General features: G+C 47.7%; 14 protein-coding genes. 11 read left to right on the top strand and 3 right to left on the bottom strand.

Annotation, left to right across the window (positions count from 1 at the left end):
- The first annotated feature begins 35 nt into the window (after positions 1 to 35).
- From KXJ70_RS14540 to KXJ70_RS14530, 3 genes are all read left to right on the top strand, one after another.
- Positions 36 to 1,364 (top strand): DcaP family trimeric outer membrane transporter, encoded by a 1,329-nt coding sequence (locus tag KXJ70_RS14540; RefSeq protein ID WP_219044259.1) that lies wholly within the window; start codon positions 36 to 38, stop codon positions 1,362 to 1,364.
- A 116-nt stretch (positions 1,365 to 1,480) separates the two neighbouring features.
- Positions 1,481 to 1,747, top strand: coding sequence for a DUF4212 domain-containing protein (locus KXJ70_RS14535; RefSeq protein WP_219044258.1), 267 nt, complete (start codon positions 1,481 to 1,483; stop codon positions 1,745 to 1,747).
- A 9-nt stretch (positions 1,748 to 1,756) separates the two neighbouring features.
- Positions 1,757 to 3,463, top strand: a complete 1,707-nt coding sequence (locus KXJ70_RS14530; protein WP_219044257.1) for a sodium:solute symporter family protein — start codon at positions 1,757 to 1,759, stop codon at positions 3,461 to 3,463.
- Between the two features lie 97 nt (positions 3,464 to 3,560).
- Here the strand turns inward: KXJ70_RS14530 and KXJ70_RS14525 are convergent, their stop codons facing one another.
- Both KXJ70_RS14525 and KXJ70_RS14520 read right to left on the bottom strand, forming a co-directional pair.
- Entirely contained in the window at positions 3,561 to 4,580 is a 1,020-nt protein-coding gene (locus KXJ70_RS14525) for an AraC family transcriptional regulator (protein ID WP_219044256.1), read from the bottom strand.
- A gap of 144 nt (positions 4,581 to 4,724) precedes the next feature.
- A complete protein-coding gene (locus KXJ70_RS14520; protein ID WP_219044255.1) occupies positions 4,725 to 5,177 on the bottom strand; it encodes a hypothetical protein in 453 nt (150 codons plus the stop codon).
- 296 nt (positions 5,178 to 5,473) lie between these two features.
- Between KXJ70_RS14520 and KXJ70_RS14515 the strand changes: the two genes are divergently transcribed.
- From KXJ70_RS14515 to KXJ70_RS14500, 4 genes are all read left to right on the top strand, one after another.
- Positions 5,474 to 7,993, top strand: a complete 2,520-nt coding sequence (locus KXJ70_RS14515) for a TonB-dependent receptor (protein ID WP_255558497.1) — start codon at positions 5,474 to 5,476, stop codon at positions 7,991 to 7,993.
- A 116-nt stretch (positions 7,994 to 8,109) separates the two neighbouring features.
- Positions 8,110 to 8,430: a 2Fe-2S iron-sulfur cluster-binding protein gene (locus KXJ70_RS14510; protein WP_219044254.1), complete on the top strand. Its 321-nt coding sequence runs from the start codon at positions 8,110 to 8,112 to the stop codon at positions 8,428 to 8,430.
- Between the two features lie 54 nt (positions 8,431 to 8,484).
- Entirely contained in the window at positions 8,485 to 9,867 is a 1,383-nt protein-coding gene (locus KXJ70_RS14505; protein WP_219044253.1) for a cytochrome P450, read from the top strand.
- A 126-nt stretch (positions 9,868 to 9,993) separates the two neighbouring features.
- Positions 9,994 to 10,902, top strand: coding sequence for a fatty acid desaturase family protein (locus KXJ70_RS14500; RefSeq protein WP_219044252.1), 909 nt, complete (start codon positions 9,994 to 9,996; stop codon positions 10,900 to 10,902).
- Positions 10,903 to 11,028: 126 nt separating this feature from the next.
- Here the strand turns inward: KXJ70_RS14500 and ilvC are convergent, their stop codons facing one another.
- Entirely contained in the window at positions 11,029 to 12,504 is a 1,476-nt protein-coding gene (gene ilvC / locus KXJ70_RS14495; protein WP_219044251.1) for a ketol-acid reductoisomerase, read from the bottom strand.
- A gap of 293 nt (positions 12,505 to 12,797) precedes the next feature.
- Between ilvC and ilvY the strand changes: the two genes are divergently transcribed.
- The 4 genes from ilvY (at position 12,798) to msrQ (ending at position 16,220) form a co-directional block, all read left to right on the top strand.
- Positions 12,798 to 13,709 (top strand): HTH-type transcriptional activator IlvY, encoded by a 912-nt coding sequence (gene ilvY, locus KXJ70_RS14490; protein ID WP_219044250.1) that lies wholly within the window; start codon positions 12,798 to 12,800, stop codon positions 13,707 to 13,709.
- Positions 13,710 to 13,755: 46 nt separating this feature from the next.
- Positions 13,756 to 14,571, top strand: a complete 816-nt coding sequence (gene pssA, locus KXJ70_RS14485; RefSeq protein WP_219044249.1) for a CDP-diacylglycerol--serine O-phosphatidyltransferase — start codon at positions 13,756 to 13,758, stop codon at positions 14,569 to 14,571.
- Between the two features lie 72 nt (positions 14,572 to 14,643).
- Complete coding sequence (gene msrP, locus KXJ70_RS14480; protein ID WP_219044248.1) at positions 14,644 to 15,624, top strand: protein-methionine-sulfoxide reductase catalytic subunit MsrP; 981 nt, start codon at positions 14,644 to 14,646, stop codon at positions 15,622 to 15,624.
- Positions 15,624 to 16,220, top strand: coding sequence for a protein-methionine-sulfoxide reductase heme-binding subunit MsrQ (msrQ, locus tag KXJ70_RS14475; RefSeq protein WP_219044247.1), 597 nt, complete (start codon positions 15,624 to 15,626; stop codon positions 16,218 to 16,220). Before msrP ends, msrQ begins: the two co-directional genes overlap by 1 nt.
- Positions 16,221 to 16,468: the final 248 nt, after the last annotated feature.

The raw sequence follows: 16,468 nt of genomic DNA, 5'->3' as shown, positions 1-16,468 counted from the left end.
AATTTCGTGTCATTTACGATTCGAGAGAGCCCACTATGATAAATAATAAGAAATTGACTCCGGCGGTGCCGGCTAATATTCAGTTGAGATCAAGCGTACTTGCTGGCCTGGTTTTCGCTGCGTTCCCCTTGTCGGCGGTCGCTGAAACATTAGAGCAACGAGTGGAACGACTGGAGCGCGCACTTGCAGAAAAGGAGGCGCCAAGCCAGGTTCAGCAGTTAGAAGGTAGTACTGAGTACTCATTTGGCGGTTATATAAAGTTAGATGCCATCGCTAGCCAATACAGCGACGGGGAGCGTGCGCTGGCAGGTGTGGGCGATGATTTTCTGGTCGCCTCGGTCATACCTGTTGGAGGGGAGTCCGGCGATACAAATCTCGATATGCATGCGAAGCATTCTCGTATTTGGTTTAAAACCAATACCGCAACCGATGTTGGTGCTATTGGCACCTATATCGAAATGGATTTTGGTGTGAATCAAATTGGCGATGAGCGTATTAGTAACTCTGCTGCCTCGCGAATCCGTCATGCCTACTTGAGCTGGCAATTCGACGCCGATAGTTCGGTGCTGGCCGGTCAGACCTGGAGCACCTTTTTTAATGTGGCTAGTCTGCCAGATACCTTGGATTTTGTTGGTCCTGTTGGCACTCTGTTCGAACGGCAGGCGCAAGTGCGCTGGACTCACGGCTTAGGTAATGCGCGCTCGCTGATGTTTGCGCTAGAGAATCCGTCTAGCGGTTTATATGGTCAAAGCGGGTCGGATGCCGGCGCGAGTGCTTATGATAATAATGCGCTGCCTGACATGGTGGTGCGCTTCAACGGCAAATCCGGAGATTTTAGCTATAGTTTTTCCGGTTTGCTGCGAGAGCTTGCCTACAAACAAAACTTTACAAACAGTCAGGCGCAGGCTGTTCGCGGCGACGACAGTGTCTACGGTTATGGTGTGAGTTTTGCGGGTGTTTGGCAGATAGGTGCCGATGATGTTCGCGTGCAACTTAATGCCGGTAATGCTTTGGGGCGCTACCTGGGTTTGCAAACATACCGAGATGGTGTGATTGAGGATGGCGGTGATATCGAGTTAATTGACTCTGTCGGAGGCTACGTCGCGTATCGACATTTTTGGGCGCCTAAATGGCGTAGTAGTTTGGTGTTGTCGGCGAGCTCTGCTGATAACCCCGATTCGGTTGCCGATACTACAGCGGCGTCTTATCAAAGTGTTCATGCGAATTTAGTTTACGCGCCGATTACGGCTTTGAATTTTGGTGTCGAATATATTCACGCCAGCAAAACCATTGAGAGACCAGTAGGTGGAGATGATAGCGGCGATTTAGATCGTCTGCAGTTCAGCGCGAAATACACGTTTTAATATTAAGGCAGCTCTTAAATGGCGCCAATCGACTAAGGTCGAATGGTGAGATAGCGACTTAACTGTAATGCTAGGTTTATAAGACGGGAAAAGTCGAAAATAACAGGAGAATAACAATGGCGTTTCATTCAAAAGAACTGGCGAAAGCCTACTGGCGAGAAAATGTGAAGCTCTTACTTAGCTTACTTTTCATCTGGGCCTTAGTGTCCTTTGGCTTCGGGATCCTCTTGGTTGATGTGTTAAATCAAATCCAATTTTTTGGTTTTAAATTGGGTTTTTGGTTTGCTCAGCAAGGGGCAATTTACACGTTTGTGGTGCTGATTTTTGTGTACGTATACAAAATGAATCGGCTCGACGAAAAATACGACGTCCAAGAAGACTAGGGGTGCATTATGGATATTAGAACGTGGACATTCCTAATTGTCGGCTTGAGCTTTGTTTTGTATATCGGCATTGCTATCTATTGTCGCGCGGGCTCTACCAAAGAGTTTTATGTTGCAGGGGGAGGTGTTCACCCTGTTGTTAACGGTATGGCGACGGCGGCGGACTGGATGAGTGCCGCCTCGTTTATTTCGATGGCCGGTCTCATTTCCTTTATGGGATACGACGGCGCCGTCTATTTAATGGGATGGACTGGGGGCTATGTGTTATTGGCGCTCTGTCTTGCTCCGTATCTTCGTAAGTTTGGTAAGTTTACTGTGCCTGACTTTATCGGTGACCGCTATTATTCCCAGACAGCGCGAACGGTGGCGGTCATATGCGCGATTTTTGTCTCCTTTACCTATGTGGCGGGACAGATGCGCGGAGTCGGTGTGGTGTTTAGTCGATTCCTCGAAGTCGATATAACTACCGGTGTGCTACTTGGTATGGCGATTGTGTTCTTCTACGCCGTGTTAGGTGGGATGAAAGGCATAACCTATACCCAGGTTGCGCAGTACTGTGTGTTGATGATGGCCTATTTGGTACCGGCGATATTTATTTCGATCATGGTGACTGGTCACGTTATTCCCCAGTTTGGTTTTGGCGCGACCTTGGCGGATGGGTCGGGGATACATCTACTCGACAAGCTTGATGGGCTGTCTGCGGAGTTGGGCTTCACTGCCTATACCAGCGGGACAAAGTCGACAATCGATGTGCTGTTTATCACTGCAGCACTGATGGTGGGTACCGCAGGATTACCCCACGTAATAGTGCGGTTCTTTACCGTACCTAAGGTAAAAGATGCGCGTAAATCTGCAGGTTGGGCCTTAATTTTTATTGCGGTCTTATATACTACTGCACCCGCGGTTGCCGGTTTCGCTCGCTTGAACATGATCAATACCATCAACGGTGCGGATAGCCAGGGCACGGAATACAGTAAGGCGCCGGCATGGGTGACCAACTGGGAAAAAACCGGTTTGATCGGTTGGGAAGATAAAAACAGCGATGGCCGTATGTTCTACGCCGGTGATGATCGTAACGAGATGCACATCGACCGCGACATCATGGTACTCGCTAACCCTGAAATTGCTAACCTTCCAGCCTGGGTGATTGCCTTGGTGGCGGCGGGTGGTGTCGCGGCAGCCTTGTCTACCTCAGCAGGTTTGCTCTTGGTTATATCCACATCTATTTCCCACGATTTGCTGAAACGAAATCTGATGCCGAATATTTCGGATAAAATGGAGCTGCGTTATGCGCGTGGTGCGGCGGCGGTGGCCGTATGTATCGCGGGATATCTAGGGATTAATCCGCCTGGCTTTGTCGCACAGGTCGTCGCCTTCGCATTTGGTTTGGCGGCCTCTAGCTTCTTCCCGGCGATTATCCTCGGCATATTCTACAAGCGTATGAATAAATACGGCGCGATCTCGGGTATGGTAAGCGGCTTGTTGTTTACCGCCTCATATATCGTGTACTTCAAATTCATCAATCCTGCGGCGAGTACACCTGAGAATTGGTGGTTTGGTGTGTCGCCAGAAGGGATTGGTACGCTAGGTATGTTGGTAAACTTTGCTATTGCTGGTTTGGTTTGTCGCTTTACGCCAGCACCACCGCAGGATGTTCAGGATATGGTTGAAAGTATCCGTTATCCGCAGGGCGCAGGAGAGGCTCAAGTACACTAGAAATACCTGCTATTAATGACCCGTAGGCCGCTGCTGTTTTCAGTAGCGGCTTTTTCTGTATGTGGATTTTGATTAAAAATTAACTGACCACAATAATCTAATGTTTGCTTTGTAAGTACTGCTTTGGCGTCATATTAAACCAGCGTTTAAATGCTCTGTTGAATGAACTTTGCTCGTTGTAGCCTAATAAGCCCGCGATTTGAGACATGGGTATGGTCTCGTTCGAGAGGAGTTTTTTGGCTTCGGTAATTCGGACCTCGTCGACTAGCGCTTCAAAGGTATAGCCCTCAGCTTGCAGTTTGCGATGAAGTGCGCGTTCGTGAAGTTTCATATTTTCTGCAATGACCGGTCGTGAAAGCTCACCAGTGGGGAGTAACTTCCCAATTAAATGTCGGGCTTGCTTGCTTGTGGGGGTATTTGGCTTACTTGTAGAGCTGGAGTCTATCTCTACCATCGAAAAGTAATTGGACACCAGGTCGTGTAACTGAGGGTTGTGGGAACTCAGCTCAAGATCTAAAAAATTGCTATCGAGTTCAATGGCGTCGTGTTCTTGTTTAAATAGGGTTGGGCAGTTGAATGCGTTTTGATACGGCTTGTCTGGCGACATTTTCCCGTGGCGGAACTGCACTGAGCGAGCCTTAAATTTTCCTTCCGTCATCAGGTGGATGATGTGAAGTGTGCAGGCCACAGCGTGTTCTACGGCTTGTCGGCTGTCGTTGTTGTTTGTATTCAGGAGTTCTAAACATACGTAGCTGGATTGGCCCTCACCTTCTTTTAAACGGAGAGAAATGGCCGGTGTGAAGTGGTATAGAAATTTGCTTACGCTGATCAATGCTGACCTAACGTCGTGCGCGGATAGCGCTAAAAAAGCGACCGGTCCCAATATAGTCTGATCTTGTCGCATTGCCAGTCGTAAGCCAAAATCAAGAAGCTTTAGATCTTGGGCACACAATTCTAGCAAGTCGATAAAACATTGGTATGGGAAAAAATAGTTGTCGTCATCCCGTTGGCTGTAATCTATACCGGCTCTGACGAATAAATCTTTTGGGTTTCCCTGCAGCTCTTCAATTAGAAGTACGAAGTTGTTTAAACAGCTTGCTCTTACCGGTGCAGTCATTCTGCTTCTCAGATATCTTGTCATTAGTGTTATTTCGCTAATTATAACAAGTCTCTTATGAATGTCCCTGTCTAGCTTGGCCTTAGGGTATAAGTTTATGCGTAGTGGCGTGTCGCCCGGCTAGGCGGGCGCTATTGCTGATCTTTAGAATTGAGAGTTAATGAGGCCGCTGATCGGTAGCGGCAGCTCTCCGAGTTCTGTGCTGTGAATGGTTTGGCGTACTAGCGTGCCGCTGGGAATCCCGTCGAGAATGCCGTTTATGATAAGCGTTCCCTGTAGTAGGTCACCAACGATAATCGCTTCTGCCGGGCCGGCGAGCAAAATACTGTATGTTGTTATCAGCGGATTAGTTGGAAGGATATTAAACAAAGGAGAGGAGTTTAATCCGATGGCCTCTGTACTTGATTGCAGCGGTGATACTAGCGTGTCGAGGGTACTAAGGGGGCTTATATGGGCATTGTTGGCCGCTCCACCCGCGAATAAATTGCTAAGTGGTGCCCCAAGCGCTTGAAGTGCGCTCAGGTTTTGCGCGCTGGATAATGACGAGGCACTAAGCATTGCCGCTGTGAACATAAATTTACCTATTGATTTATTCATTATTATCTCCGGTATGGGTGGTGTCGTTATTGGATGGTTACCCCTGCCAGTCGCCATCTTTGCGAAGCGACTTGTTAATAAGCATGGCGCAATGTCTTTATTCGCGTTCGCGGTGCTATCGATTCGATTATTGATCTTTGCTAGGGGGGGAGTCTTGGCATTTTAGGACGAATTTTTATCATTTGCGCTCTTTTGTGGCTTGTCCTAATTTGTCAAAAACTTGTCCGTATCGGAAAAGACGGGAAGGTCATTTTTATAGAATATATGCGCTATTCGTTCACTAGGATAATAATTATATGCGCGTATTTCACCGTCGAGTAAGAAAGTTCGCCTTCGGCACCTCGCTGTTAGGTCTAAGTTCCATGCCGATGTTTGCCATTGCGGCGCCAATGCTGGAAGAGGTTATTGTTACGGGGCAGAAGCGTTCAGAAAGTACGCAGGACACCCCTGTTGCTATCACTGGTATGACCGCCGATTCTCTTGAGAAGTTTGGCTTTGCCAGCGCAAATGATATTTCTGCGCAAGTGCCTAATATGCAGGTCAGCGGTCCATTTGGTGAGGTGCAGCCGATCTTTGCGATACGCGGTGTCAGTATGTCGGACTACAGTTCTAACCAAGCGAGCCCCATTGGTGTGTATTCCGACGAGTCGTATATGGGGGCGGTATACACGCACGGTATGAATTTCTTCGACGTTGAGCGCCTAGAGGTTTTGCGAGGACCACAGGGAACACTGTACGGAAAAAACACGACTGGTGGTGCAATCAATATCATTACTAAAACGCCACTGCTCAACGATGGCTTTCATGTGAATGCCAAATTAGGTGCAGGTAACTACGATTCGCGAGTCGGCGATTTAGGTGTTGAAGGCACCTTAGTCGAAGACGCTTTAGCTGCACGGCTCGCCTACTCTTTTTCTCGCAATAGTGGATATATAGAGAACCGCTCGGGTGGACCCAATTTATCGTCTATCGATTTTCAGGCTTTGCGTTTAACGCTAAATTGGCAGATAACTGAAAATATTAGCAACGTGCTTAAGTTAACGCACGGCCAGAATGATTCTTTAGCTAACGCCTCCAGAAATGAGCCGCGAGGAAATCTCAGCGGCGGAGACGGTGTGCTCGGTGTCGGCGGTATTGCTACTGGTGGTTTGGCGCAAGGTGATGACAGCAGCGGTTTTATCGACAATACTGGCTATTCGGCCTCATCACAAAACCTAGGTCACCATGAAGTGGAAGATAACTTTACTGGTCCGCTGGTCGTTAATTCCGATATGTTGGTCAACAAATTGGAGTTTGTTGGCGACAGTCATACTTTTACCAGTATTACCTCCATCAGTATTTCAGACTACGCTCAGAAGCAGAATACCGACGGATCACCTGAAGGCTTGCTTGAAATACGCTGGGCAGTAGATACCGATGCCTATAGCCAGGATTTGCGCATTTCTAGCAACTATGACGGCATGTTTAATTTCATCGGCGGCATATATTACGCCGTAGAAGAAATGGATATGCACAATGAGTATGCCATTTATGAGACACCCCCTGATCTTCGGGTTGCGGTAACGTATCCAGGCGCGACCGGCTTCTATCCTTATTTGCTTGATTTTGGCCAAATTGATCAGAAAATGATTACTGATAAGACGAGTTATGCGGCCTATACCCAGCTTCGCTTCGATGTCACTGCCAATTTCGGCATCGATTTTGGTATTCGCTACACCGTCGATGAAATCGATCTCACCTATTTGAATATCTCTAGAGAAGGCTACGACGGCAGTCCGCGCGGCACTTATGTGCCAGGCAATACCACTCAATTTGACGAGCCCTTTGTACCTCTTAATCTTGCGGGTAACGCGGGGATTGTCGAGGTGGATGTGCTTCTCGAAAATTTTCTCAGTGGGCAGGTAACGCTAGAGGATCTTCTCGCTACTGGGCAAGTGGGGTATACCCACGGACCTTATACCACTGAATCGTCTAAACCATTGTCGGCAAAGGAGCAGGAATTCACCGGCAAGCTCGGCTTTGATTATCGCTTCAGTGATGACTTTATGATGTATCTGAGTTACAGCAAGGGCTTTCGCTCAGGAAACTTTAACGGCGGCGTGTATTATCGCGAACGCGATTTTGAAGATGCCTACGCGAGACCTGAATATATAGATGCCTATGAAATCGGCTTTAAATCAGATTTCTATGATCAGAGAGCCAGGGTGAATGCCGCTGCGTTTTTATACGACTATAAAGACCAGCAGTTTATCAACGTCGTTGGCGTGTCTAATTTCTTAGAGAATGCAGGTGGTTCAACGATCGCCGGTTTAGAAGCTGAAATCATGTTTGCGGCAACTGAAAAGTTAATGTTGATGATGGGGATTGGCTACCTTGAAACAGAGTATACCGAGCTCGAATTGTCGGATACGCAAACGCTTAATAACCCCAATGATACGGTCGACCTCTCGGGCAATGAGCTTATCTCTGCGCCGAAAATCAGCGGCAATATCTCTGTCGACTACGAAGTCTATAGCGGTGATCGCGGCTATCTAAGTTGGAACGTGAATGCCAATTATCAGGATAAGCAGTGGTATAGCGCATATAACGATATTGGTGGCTATGAAAATATTAAGCAAGATGCGTATGCGCTAGTAAATACACGACTAACTTGGCGCGGCGTCAATGAGGATTATTCTGTTTCCCTATGGGCTAAGAACTTAGCGCAGGAAGAATATGACGGCTATGCTATTAATTTGCAGGCAGGATTTGGCTTCGATTATTTCCAGGCTGGTCCGCCACGCACCTTTGGTATGGATGCGACGTATAAGTTTTAAAGTTTAATCTTAAATAATATTTTGAACGTGAAATGACTTAGTTGAATGATGTCGTATTCAGTTTTATGGCGATCAGTCGCTGAGTCGATCAATCGGCTTCACCGAGGAAGAAAGCGATGGGCAGTATTACCTTTATCGAACATGATGGCACACAACACACTGTTGATCTGGAGCCGGGAAAATCCTTGATGCAAATTGCCTTGGATAACGATGTTCCGGGTATTGATGCGGACTGCGGTGGGGAGTGTGCCTGCGGTACCTGCCATGTCATTATTGAAAGTCATTGCCCGAGTATTATCGGCGGCGCGACCGGCGATGAGCTACAGATGTTAGATTTAACGCCGGAACGCAGCGACACCTCGCGGCTAGCGTGTCAGATTATAACTACTGACGCGATGGATGGTCTGGTTGCACGCCTGCCAGAATTTCAGATGTAAGGTTTACTGGCCAAAAATACTATTCAACGCATAACTATAAGGCTTGGAAGGTCTATGAAAATTTTTAATGATCTAGTTGGAAAAAGTACCGCTAGCGTACCAATGCACCTACAAATAAAAGGTGCGCACTGGCTATATACCGCCAAGACCAAGTTGGGTGTATACGCTAAAGCTCGGGAGTTTGTTGAAGCGCCGATCCCTGATGTCGAAAGCTTAGCAATAGAAGATATTGATGTCAGTAATCCGTTTTTGTTTAAGCAGAATCGTTGGGAGTCGTATTTTAAACGACTGCGCGATGAATGCCCTGTCCACTTTCAAAAAAGTAGCGCATTTGGTCCCTTCTGGTCGGTGACGCGCTATGAAGACATTGTGTTTGTTGACAAACATCACGATTTGTTTTCTGCAGAGCCATTTATTGTTATTGGTGGTGCGCCTAAGGAGCTGGCACTTGAGATGTTCATTGCTATGGATCCGCCGAAGCACGATCTACAGCGACAGGCTGTACAGGGCGTTGTGGCACCGAAAAATCTCAAAGAGATGGAAGGACTGATTCGCAGTCGAACCCAAGAAGTTCTCGATCAACTGCCATTGGATACGCCTTTTGACTGGGTTGAGGATGTCTCGATAGAGCTAACGGCGAGAATGCTGGCGACACTGCTCGATTTCCCCTATGAGCAGCGTAGAAAGCTGGTGTATTGGTCTGACTTGGCTGGTGGTGGCGCTGAAACCACTGGGGGGGTAAGTGATACCGATGAATTGTTCACTGGTATGCAAGAAATGGCTAAGCATTTTTCTCAGCTTTGGCGAGAAAAAGAAACGAAGCTCGCCGCTGGTGAGGACGCGGGTTTTGATCTGATTAGCATGCTGCAGAGCAATAAGGATACCAAGGATTTAATAAATAGACCGCTGGAGTTCTTGGGTAATTTGGCTCTGTTGATTGTCGGTGGCAATGACACTACGCGCAACTCCATGACCGGCGGAGTTCTTGCCCTTAGCCGCTTTCCAGCAGAATTTGCGAAGCTTAAGAGCGATCCCAGTGTTATTCCTAATATGGTATCTGAAATTATTCGCTGGCAAACACCGCTTGCGTATATGCGTCGTGTCGCAAAACAAGATGTTGAGTTGAGCGGTAAAGAAATTAAAAAGGGCGATAAGGTTGTAATGTGGTATGCCTCTGGCAACCGTGATGAGCGCGCTATTGATCAGCCAGATGAATTTATTATTGACCGCAAAGGCGCGCGGAATCATTTGTCTTTTGGTTTTGGTGTTCATCGGTGTATGGGTAATCGTCTGGCTGAGCTGCAGCTGCGTATTCTTTGGGAGGAACTGCTGGCGCGCTTCGATGAGATAGCAGTGGTTGCTGAACCAGAGTATGTGCAATCCAATTTTGTAAAAGGCTATTCGAAGATGATGGTTAAATTAACAGCTAAAAAATAGCTGGTTTTTTAATAGTAGTTTGATTTTGTCGCTCTGATTCTATGGGGGTGACCGCAGTGAGTGTCCAAGTTAAAACGCAAAGCGGCTTTGTGTCGGTGTAGCTATGGTATTGCTCAGTAAAGTCGAATGCTCAGAGGTGAAAAGGTAGTCATTATGGATGCAGAGCTTAATAAAAAAGCCCTTGGTATTGCCAGGAATTATATAGGTAGCGTAGCATGGCCAACTGTTGTGCTGACACTGCTGGTTTGTAGTTTGTTTATTATTTGTTTGGTGTTATTCGCTACTGGGTATCTATCGGTGTGGTTGGCAACGCCACTAATTAGCGTATTGACCTATATGTCTTATACGACCTTGCATGAGGCTGTGCACGGCAATATACATGGTAGCAATCCTAATTTGAGATGGGTTAACGATCTGTGTGGCTATCTAGTTGGCCCGATAATCTCCGTGCCCTATAACTCACATAAGCATGAGCATTTTGCCCATCATCGCTATACCAATATTGCCGGCAAAGATCCTGATTTTATTATTAGCGGAATGCGCACTGGTCTTTTCGCTGCGCTATTAACAACGCTTAAGTTCTTCTATGTTCAGAATACCTTTTTCTATAAACAGCATTGGCGATCGGCTAAATTGAAAGAGCGGTTTACTTATTGCCTCGAAATACAGGTTTCTATTGGCTGGCGCGTGCTAACGATTGCGCTGGTGGAGCAGCCCGGTATTGCGGTTGTGGTGTTGCTCGGCTATTTCACGGGTGGTTTTTTTACGGCGTATTGGTTTGCCTATCGTCCCCACTTTCCTTATGACAATAGCGAGCGTTATCAAAACACCAGCAGCTTAATTATGCCGATGTGGATGAAACCTATTGAGTGGCTTTGGCTAGGGCAAAATATTCATTCTATTCACCATTTATTCCCCCGCGTGCCGTTCTATCATTATCGAGCACTTCATCGAGATATAGAGCCAGTACTCCGTGCGCAAGGAACACCAATTATTGGTATTTGGAGTAGGAAGCCTATTACAGTGCAGGAATGAATGCGGCCTTTATATTCGTTTTCTTATGCAGAGTTTATTGCGGCTAATATGTTTGATGAGCTTGTAACGTAAAAAGGGCGACTCCATATGGAGTCGCCCTTTTTCGCTTAAGCTTAGATACTAGGTTTAAACAATTTTCTTCATCGCCGTCATGTAACCGCGCAGTCTGCGGCCAACCACTTCTACGGGATGGTTGCGAATTGCAGCGTTAACGGTGATCAGCTCAGCATTGTCTACGCCAAGATCTTTGATGTTTAAGCCCTTGCCGATAATATCGGTAGAAACTTTGCTCATAAAGTCTTTGAGTAGTGGGCGGCAAGCGTGATCGAACAGGTAGCAGCCGTATTCCGCTGTGTCTGAAATGACCACGTTCATTTCGTAGAGTTTACGACGTGCGATCGTGTTGGCGATCAGTGGTGTTTCGTGCAGTGATTCGTAGTAAGCAGACTCTGGCTCCATGCCGGCAGCAACCATGCACTCGAACGCAAGTTCTACCCCAGCTTTACACATGGCGATAAGTAAAATGCCGTGATCGTAGTATTCTTGCTCACTGATTTCTACATCGCCTGCAGGCGTTTTTTCAAAGGCAGTTTCTGCCGTTGCTGCGCGCCACGCGTGCAGGTTTTTATCGTCGTTTGCCCAGTCTTCCATCATGGTCTTAGAGAAGTGACCGCTGATGATGTCGTCCTGGTGCTTTTCGTACAGCGGACGCATGATGTCTTTTAGTTCGTCTGCAAGATCAAAGGCTTTGATTTTGGCGGGGTTAGAAAGGCGATCCATCATATTGGTGATGCCGCCGTACTTCAGGCCTTCGGTAACTGTTTCCCAGCCGTACTGAATCAACTTGGAGGCGTAGCCAGCATCGATGCCTTGCTCAACCATTTTGTCGAAGCACAGGATGGCGCCAGTTTGCAGCATGCCGCAAAGAATTGTTTGCTCGCCCATCAGGTCAGATTTAACTTCTGCGATTGGTGATGATTCCAGCACGCCGGCACGGTCGCCGCCGGTGCCTGAAGCCAATGCCTTGGCGATGGCCATGCCTTCGCCTTTAGGATCGTTTTCACGGTGAACAGCGATCAAGGTTGGAACACCAAAGCCACGCTTATATTCTTCGCGAACTTCGGTGCCTGGGCATTTAGGGCACATCATCACAACGGTGATGTCTTTACGGATTTGCATACCTTCTTCAACTAAGTTGAAGCCGTGTGCGTAATCCAGGCAAGCGCCTTCTTTCATCAACGGCATAACCGCGTTAACAACGGGTGTATGTTGCTTGTCTGGCGTTAGGTTCATGACAACGTCAGCGACAGGGATCAATTCTTCATAGGTGCCAACTGCAAAACCATTTTCAGTCGCGTTTTTCCAGCTTTGACGTTTTTCAGCAATTGCTTCAGCGCGGAGTGTGTATGACACGTCTAAACCAGAGTCGCGAAGGTTAAGGCCTTGGTTTAAGCCTTGTGAGCCACAGCCGATAATGACGATTTTTTTGCCTTTTAAGTATTCGCAGCCGTCTGCGAATTCACTGCGATCCATAAAACGGCATTTGCCAAGCTCTTGCAGCTGAAGACGTAGCGGCAGGCTATTGAAATAATTCTGACCCATGGGGTTCTCCTAAGTGTGATGTCTATAAACTTGGTCGCGGGGGGTATTTCGTCACCTATCCCACAATGGCGGCCACTTTAGCATCGCTTGTTTGTTGCGTAAAATGATATATAGTTGACGCTATGTTGCTTAATACGCATTACGCTTGATGGGAGACGGGAGATGCTAGGGCTGCGAATATATAGTGAAATTTCGGTCGAGCGGCGCGCGTTACGCGCCCAGTCCGAATCTGGGGTGCAGGCCTGTCCGCTATCTTTTGCGTTTTCCGTCTCCCGTCCAGCGTCTCCCGTGCAATGAACCTCAAAGAGCTCCAAACCTTTATCCATCTCAGTCAGTCCTTGCATTTTGGTCACACTGGCGACGCCATGCATTTAAGCGCCTCGGCGGTCAGTCGTTCGATTATGCGTTTAGAAGAGCAGGTGGGGGTGGCACTGTTTGAGCGCGATAACCGCCGGGTTCAGCTCACTGCTGCGGGTCGAGAATTCCTCCGCTATGCTGAGCAGGCGGTGGTGAATTGGCAGTCGGTACTGCAGCGTTTGCATATCCAGGGAGAGGCACTTCAGGGCGAGCTGGGTGTGTTTTGCTCAGTTACTGCTTCTTATAGTGTGCTTAGTAATATTCTTGAGGTGTTTAGGCAGCGATATCCTGCTATAGAATTGAAGTTGCACACGGGAGATCAGGCTGACGCCATCGAGCGTATCGTCGAAGGTGGTGAGGATTTGGGGATTACCGCTAAGCCCAAGCAGTTGTCGTCGCGTTTGTTATATCAAGAGTTAACGCGCTCCCCCCTGCGTTTACTGGTGCCGAACATTCCCTGCGCGGTAAATGAACAAATCGCGGCTGTGGGCGAGGTGTTGTCGCCAGAGGTGCTGGCGAGTTTGCCGTTTATTCTGCCTGAGCGTGGTGTGGCGAGGACGTTAATAGAGCAGTGGTTTCGCCAGCAGCAGATTAAGCCCAGTGTGTATGCGCAGGTTAGTGGCCACGAAGCGATTGTGAGTACGGTAGCGCTTGGTTTGGGTATTGGTGTGGTGCCCGAGTTGGTGTTGGCAACCAGTTTTTTGCGTGAGCGGGTGAGGGTGATTCCGGTCGAGCCGACCCTGCCAAGTATGGAGGTGGGAATGGTGGTACTACAGCAACGATTGTCGAACCCCTTGGTTAAAGCGTTCTGGGATTGTGCTAGGTCATCGTACAGTTCCGTGAATTAATTTATGATGGCGTCTATTTTGAACGTATTAACGAGTCGAGTATTTTATGACAGAGCAGCGGGACAGCGAGAAATCGAAATTAAGCTTTGATAAAGAAGCCTTATTGCTGATCGACGATCATGAAGAAGAAGTATCGGTAGATGGCAAGACTGTGCGCAAGCGTGGCATTTATCTGTTACCGAACTTGTTTACTACGGCGGCCTTATTCTCGGGTTTCTTCGCCATTATTTCGGGCATGCACGGTAATTTTGAAAATGCCGCCATCGCGATTTTTGCCGCAATGGTGTTTGACGGCCTAGATGGTCGCGTCGCTCGGCTCATGAACGCCCAGAGTAAATTTGGCGCGGAGTACGATAGTTTGGCCGATATGGTCTCCTTCGGTGTGGCGCCGGCCTTGGTGGTCTTTAGTTGGGCGTTGGTAGATCTCGGTAAATTTGGTTGGGCGGTCTCCTTTATATATGTAGCGTGTGCCGCACTCCGGTTGGCGCGCTTTAATACCCAAATAGATACTGCTGATAAAAATTACTTCACTGGTTTAGCCAGTCCTGCGGCCGCCGCGGTGATGGCGGGTTTGGTCTGGGTTAGTGCTGAAGAAGGCTGGGTGGAGCAGGGTATTCATTTCGAAATTGAAGTTTTTGCCGGTCTGTTGATGGCGGTGTGCGGCATGTTGATGATTCTCAATGTGAGGTACAGCAGCTTCAAGGGAATAGATTTTCGCGGCCGAGTCCCTTTTGTTGTAATGATAGCTGTCGTCTTTGTTTTTGGCTTGGTTTCGGTTGATCCGGCGCGCGTCCTGTTGGCGGCGGCGATGATCTATGCCTTGTCTGGCCCCGTACAGGCAATATACCGTCGATTTAAATGAGTCTCGTTTTGTAACAATAGTAAGCGTGGCGCATCTAAATAGAAGTGAGTAAATTTTTTAGGGAGCCACGCCATGCTTATTCGTACGCCATCAGATATTCCCAGCAGTGAAATTACGCCAGAGAGTGTGTATCTAAAGCGCCGTCAGTTTATGCAAGGTGTTGGCGCCGCGGCGCTGGGCTTAGGATTGCCCTCGGCTGGATTTGCCGCCAGCGAAGATCCACGTAAAAGTCTTGATTTTAGTCCGGTTGTCAAAAAAGACGGCAATCCTTTTTATACTGATGAAAAAACACCGAGTTTTGCTGAGGCCAGCAGCTACAATAATTTCTACGAATTTGGCACCGATAAAACAGATCCTGCCAGAAATGCTCATACCCTGACTACTGATCCTTGGTCTGTAAAAGTAGAGGGGCATGTCGCAAAGCCCGGTAATTATCCGCTCGAAGATATTATCAAATTGATGACGCTTGAAGAGCGAATCTATCGCCTGCGCTGCGTTGAGGCATGGTCAATGGTCATTCCCTGGGTGGGTTTTTCCCTCGCCGACTTCATAAAAATGTTTGAACCCACCTCCGATGCTAAATATGTTGAGTTCACGACTCTGTATCGTCGCGATGAGATGAAAGGCCAGCGCTCATCTTTTAGTACCATCCATTGGCCTTATACAGAGGGGCTGCGTATGGATGAGGCAATGAATCCCCTCGCATTTATGAGTGTAGGTATGTACGGGAAAGCCTTGCCCAATCAAAATGGTGCGCCAATTCGCTTGGTTGTGCCCTGGAAGTATGGTTTTAAAAGCATTAAGTCTATTGTCAAAATGCGCTTCACCTCAATACGTCCCAAAACCAGTTGGGAGAGTATTGCTCCCAGTGAGTATGGCTTTTATGCCAATGTGAATCCTAAAGTCAGTCATCCGCGTTGGAGTCAGGCCTACGAGCGCCGGTTGCCAAGTAGTTTGTTAAGCCCGAGCCGGATTAAAACGGAAATGTTCAATGGCTATGGCGAACAGGTAGCTGGCTTGTATAAAGACATGAATTTGCGTCGCAACTATTAATGGCTGCATTGACTTCTAAGCAGATCAGTATTGCCAAAGCGCTTGTCTTTGTTCTTTGTCTATTGCCTTTGGCATACATTGTTTACGCGGCACTTACCGAAAACCTTGGCACCGATCCTGTTAAATCGCTTATTCATCTCACTGGTGAGTGGGCGATACGTCTATTTTTGCTCACCATGGCGATTAGCCCAATGCGGGCTTGGTTGGGGTTGAATTCAGCACTTCGCTTTCGTCGAATGCTGGGTTTGTACACTTGGTTTTACGCCAGTTTACATCTGTTGGTCGTGGTCACTTATCTCTTTGGCTGGGATTGGTCTATCGCTAAAGAAGAGTTGGCTGAGCGCCCGTATATATTTGTCGGATTCGCAGCGTGGGTATTAATGGTGCCGCTGGGCCTTACCTCCAATAACAGAGCGGTGCGCGCGCTGCGCAAAAACTGGGTCCGCTTGCACATGCTGGTATACCCTGCGGTAATCCTTGCGTGGGTGCATATTGCTTTACAGATTCGCTCTAGTTACTTTGATGCAGCCTTATATGCTGTGTTGATAATCTGCCTACTTTTTCAACGATTTCAAAAACTTCAAAAAAGATCATAGAAAGAAGTTGACTCCCATCGTCGTATCTCTATAATGCGCCTCCTCAACTGCTGACGCGGACTTCACTGAGGTGAGGGAGGCGGATTTAGAAGGCGGTTGAGGTAGTAAGAAAGTTTAAAAAACTACTTGCTACTGAGGATGAAGTATATATAATACGCCTCCTCGCTTAAGGGCAACAACTTAAGCAAAATCAAAACCCTGGCGGTTTTGAGTTATTTAAAAACAAGAGATTAGATAATTCGTGTGGG

This window comes from Zhongshania aquimaris, from assembly GCF_019312595.1.
In the GTDB taxonomy this organism is placed as follows: domain Bacteria; phylum Pseudomonadota; class Gammaproteobacteria; order Pseudomonadales; family Spongiibacteraceae; genus Spongiibacter; species Spongiibacter aquimaris.
This window is presented reverse-complemented; position numbering and strand designations above follow the sequence as displayed.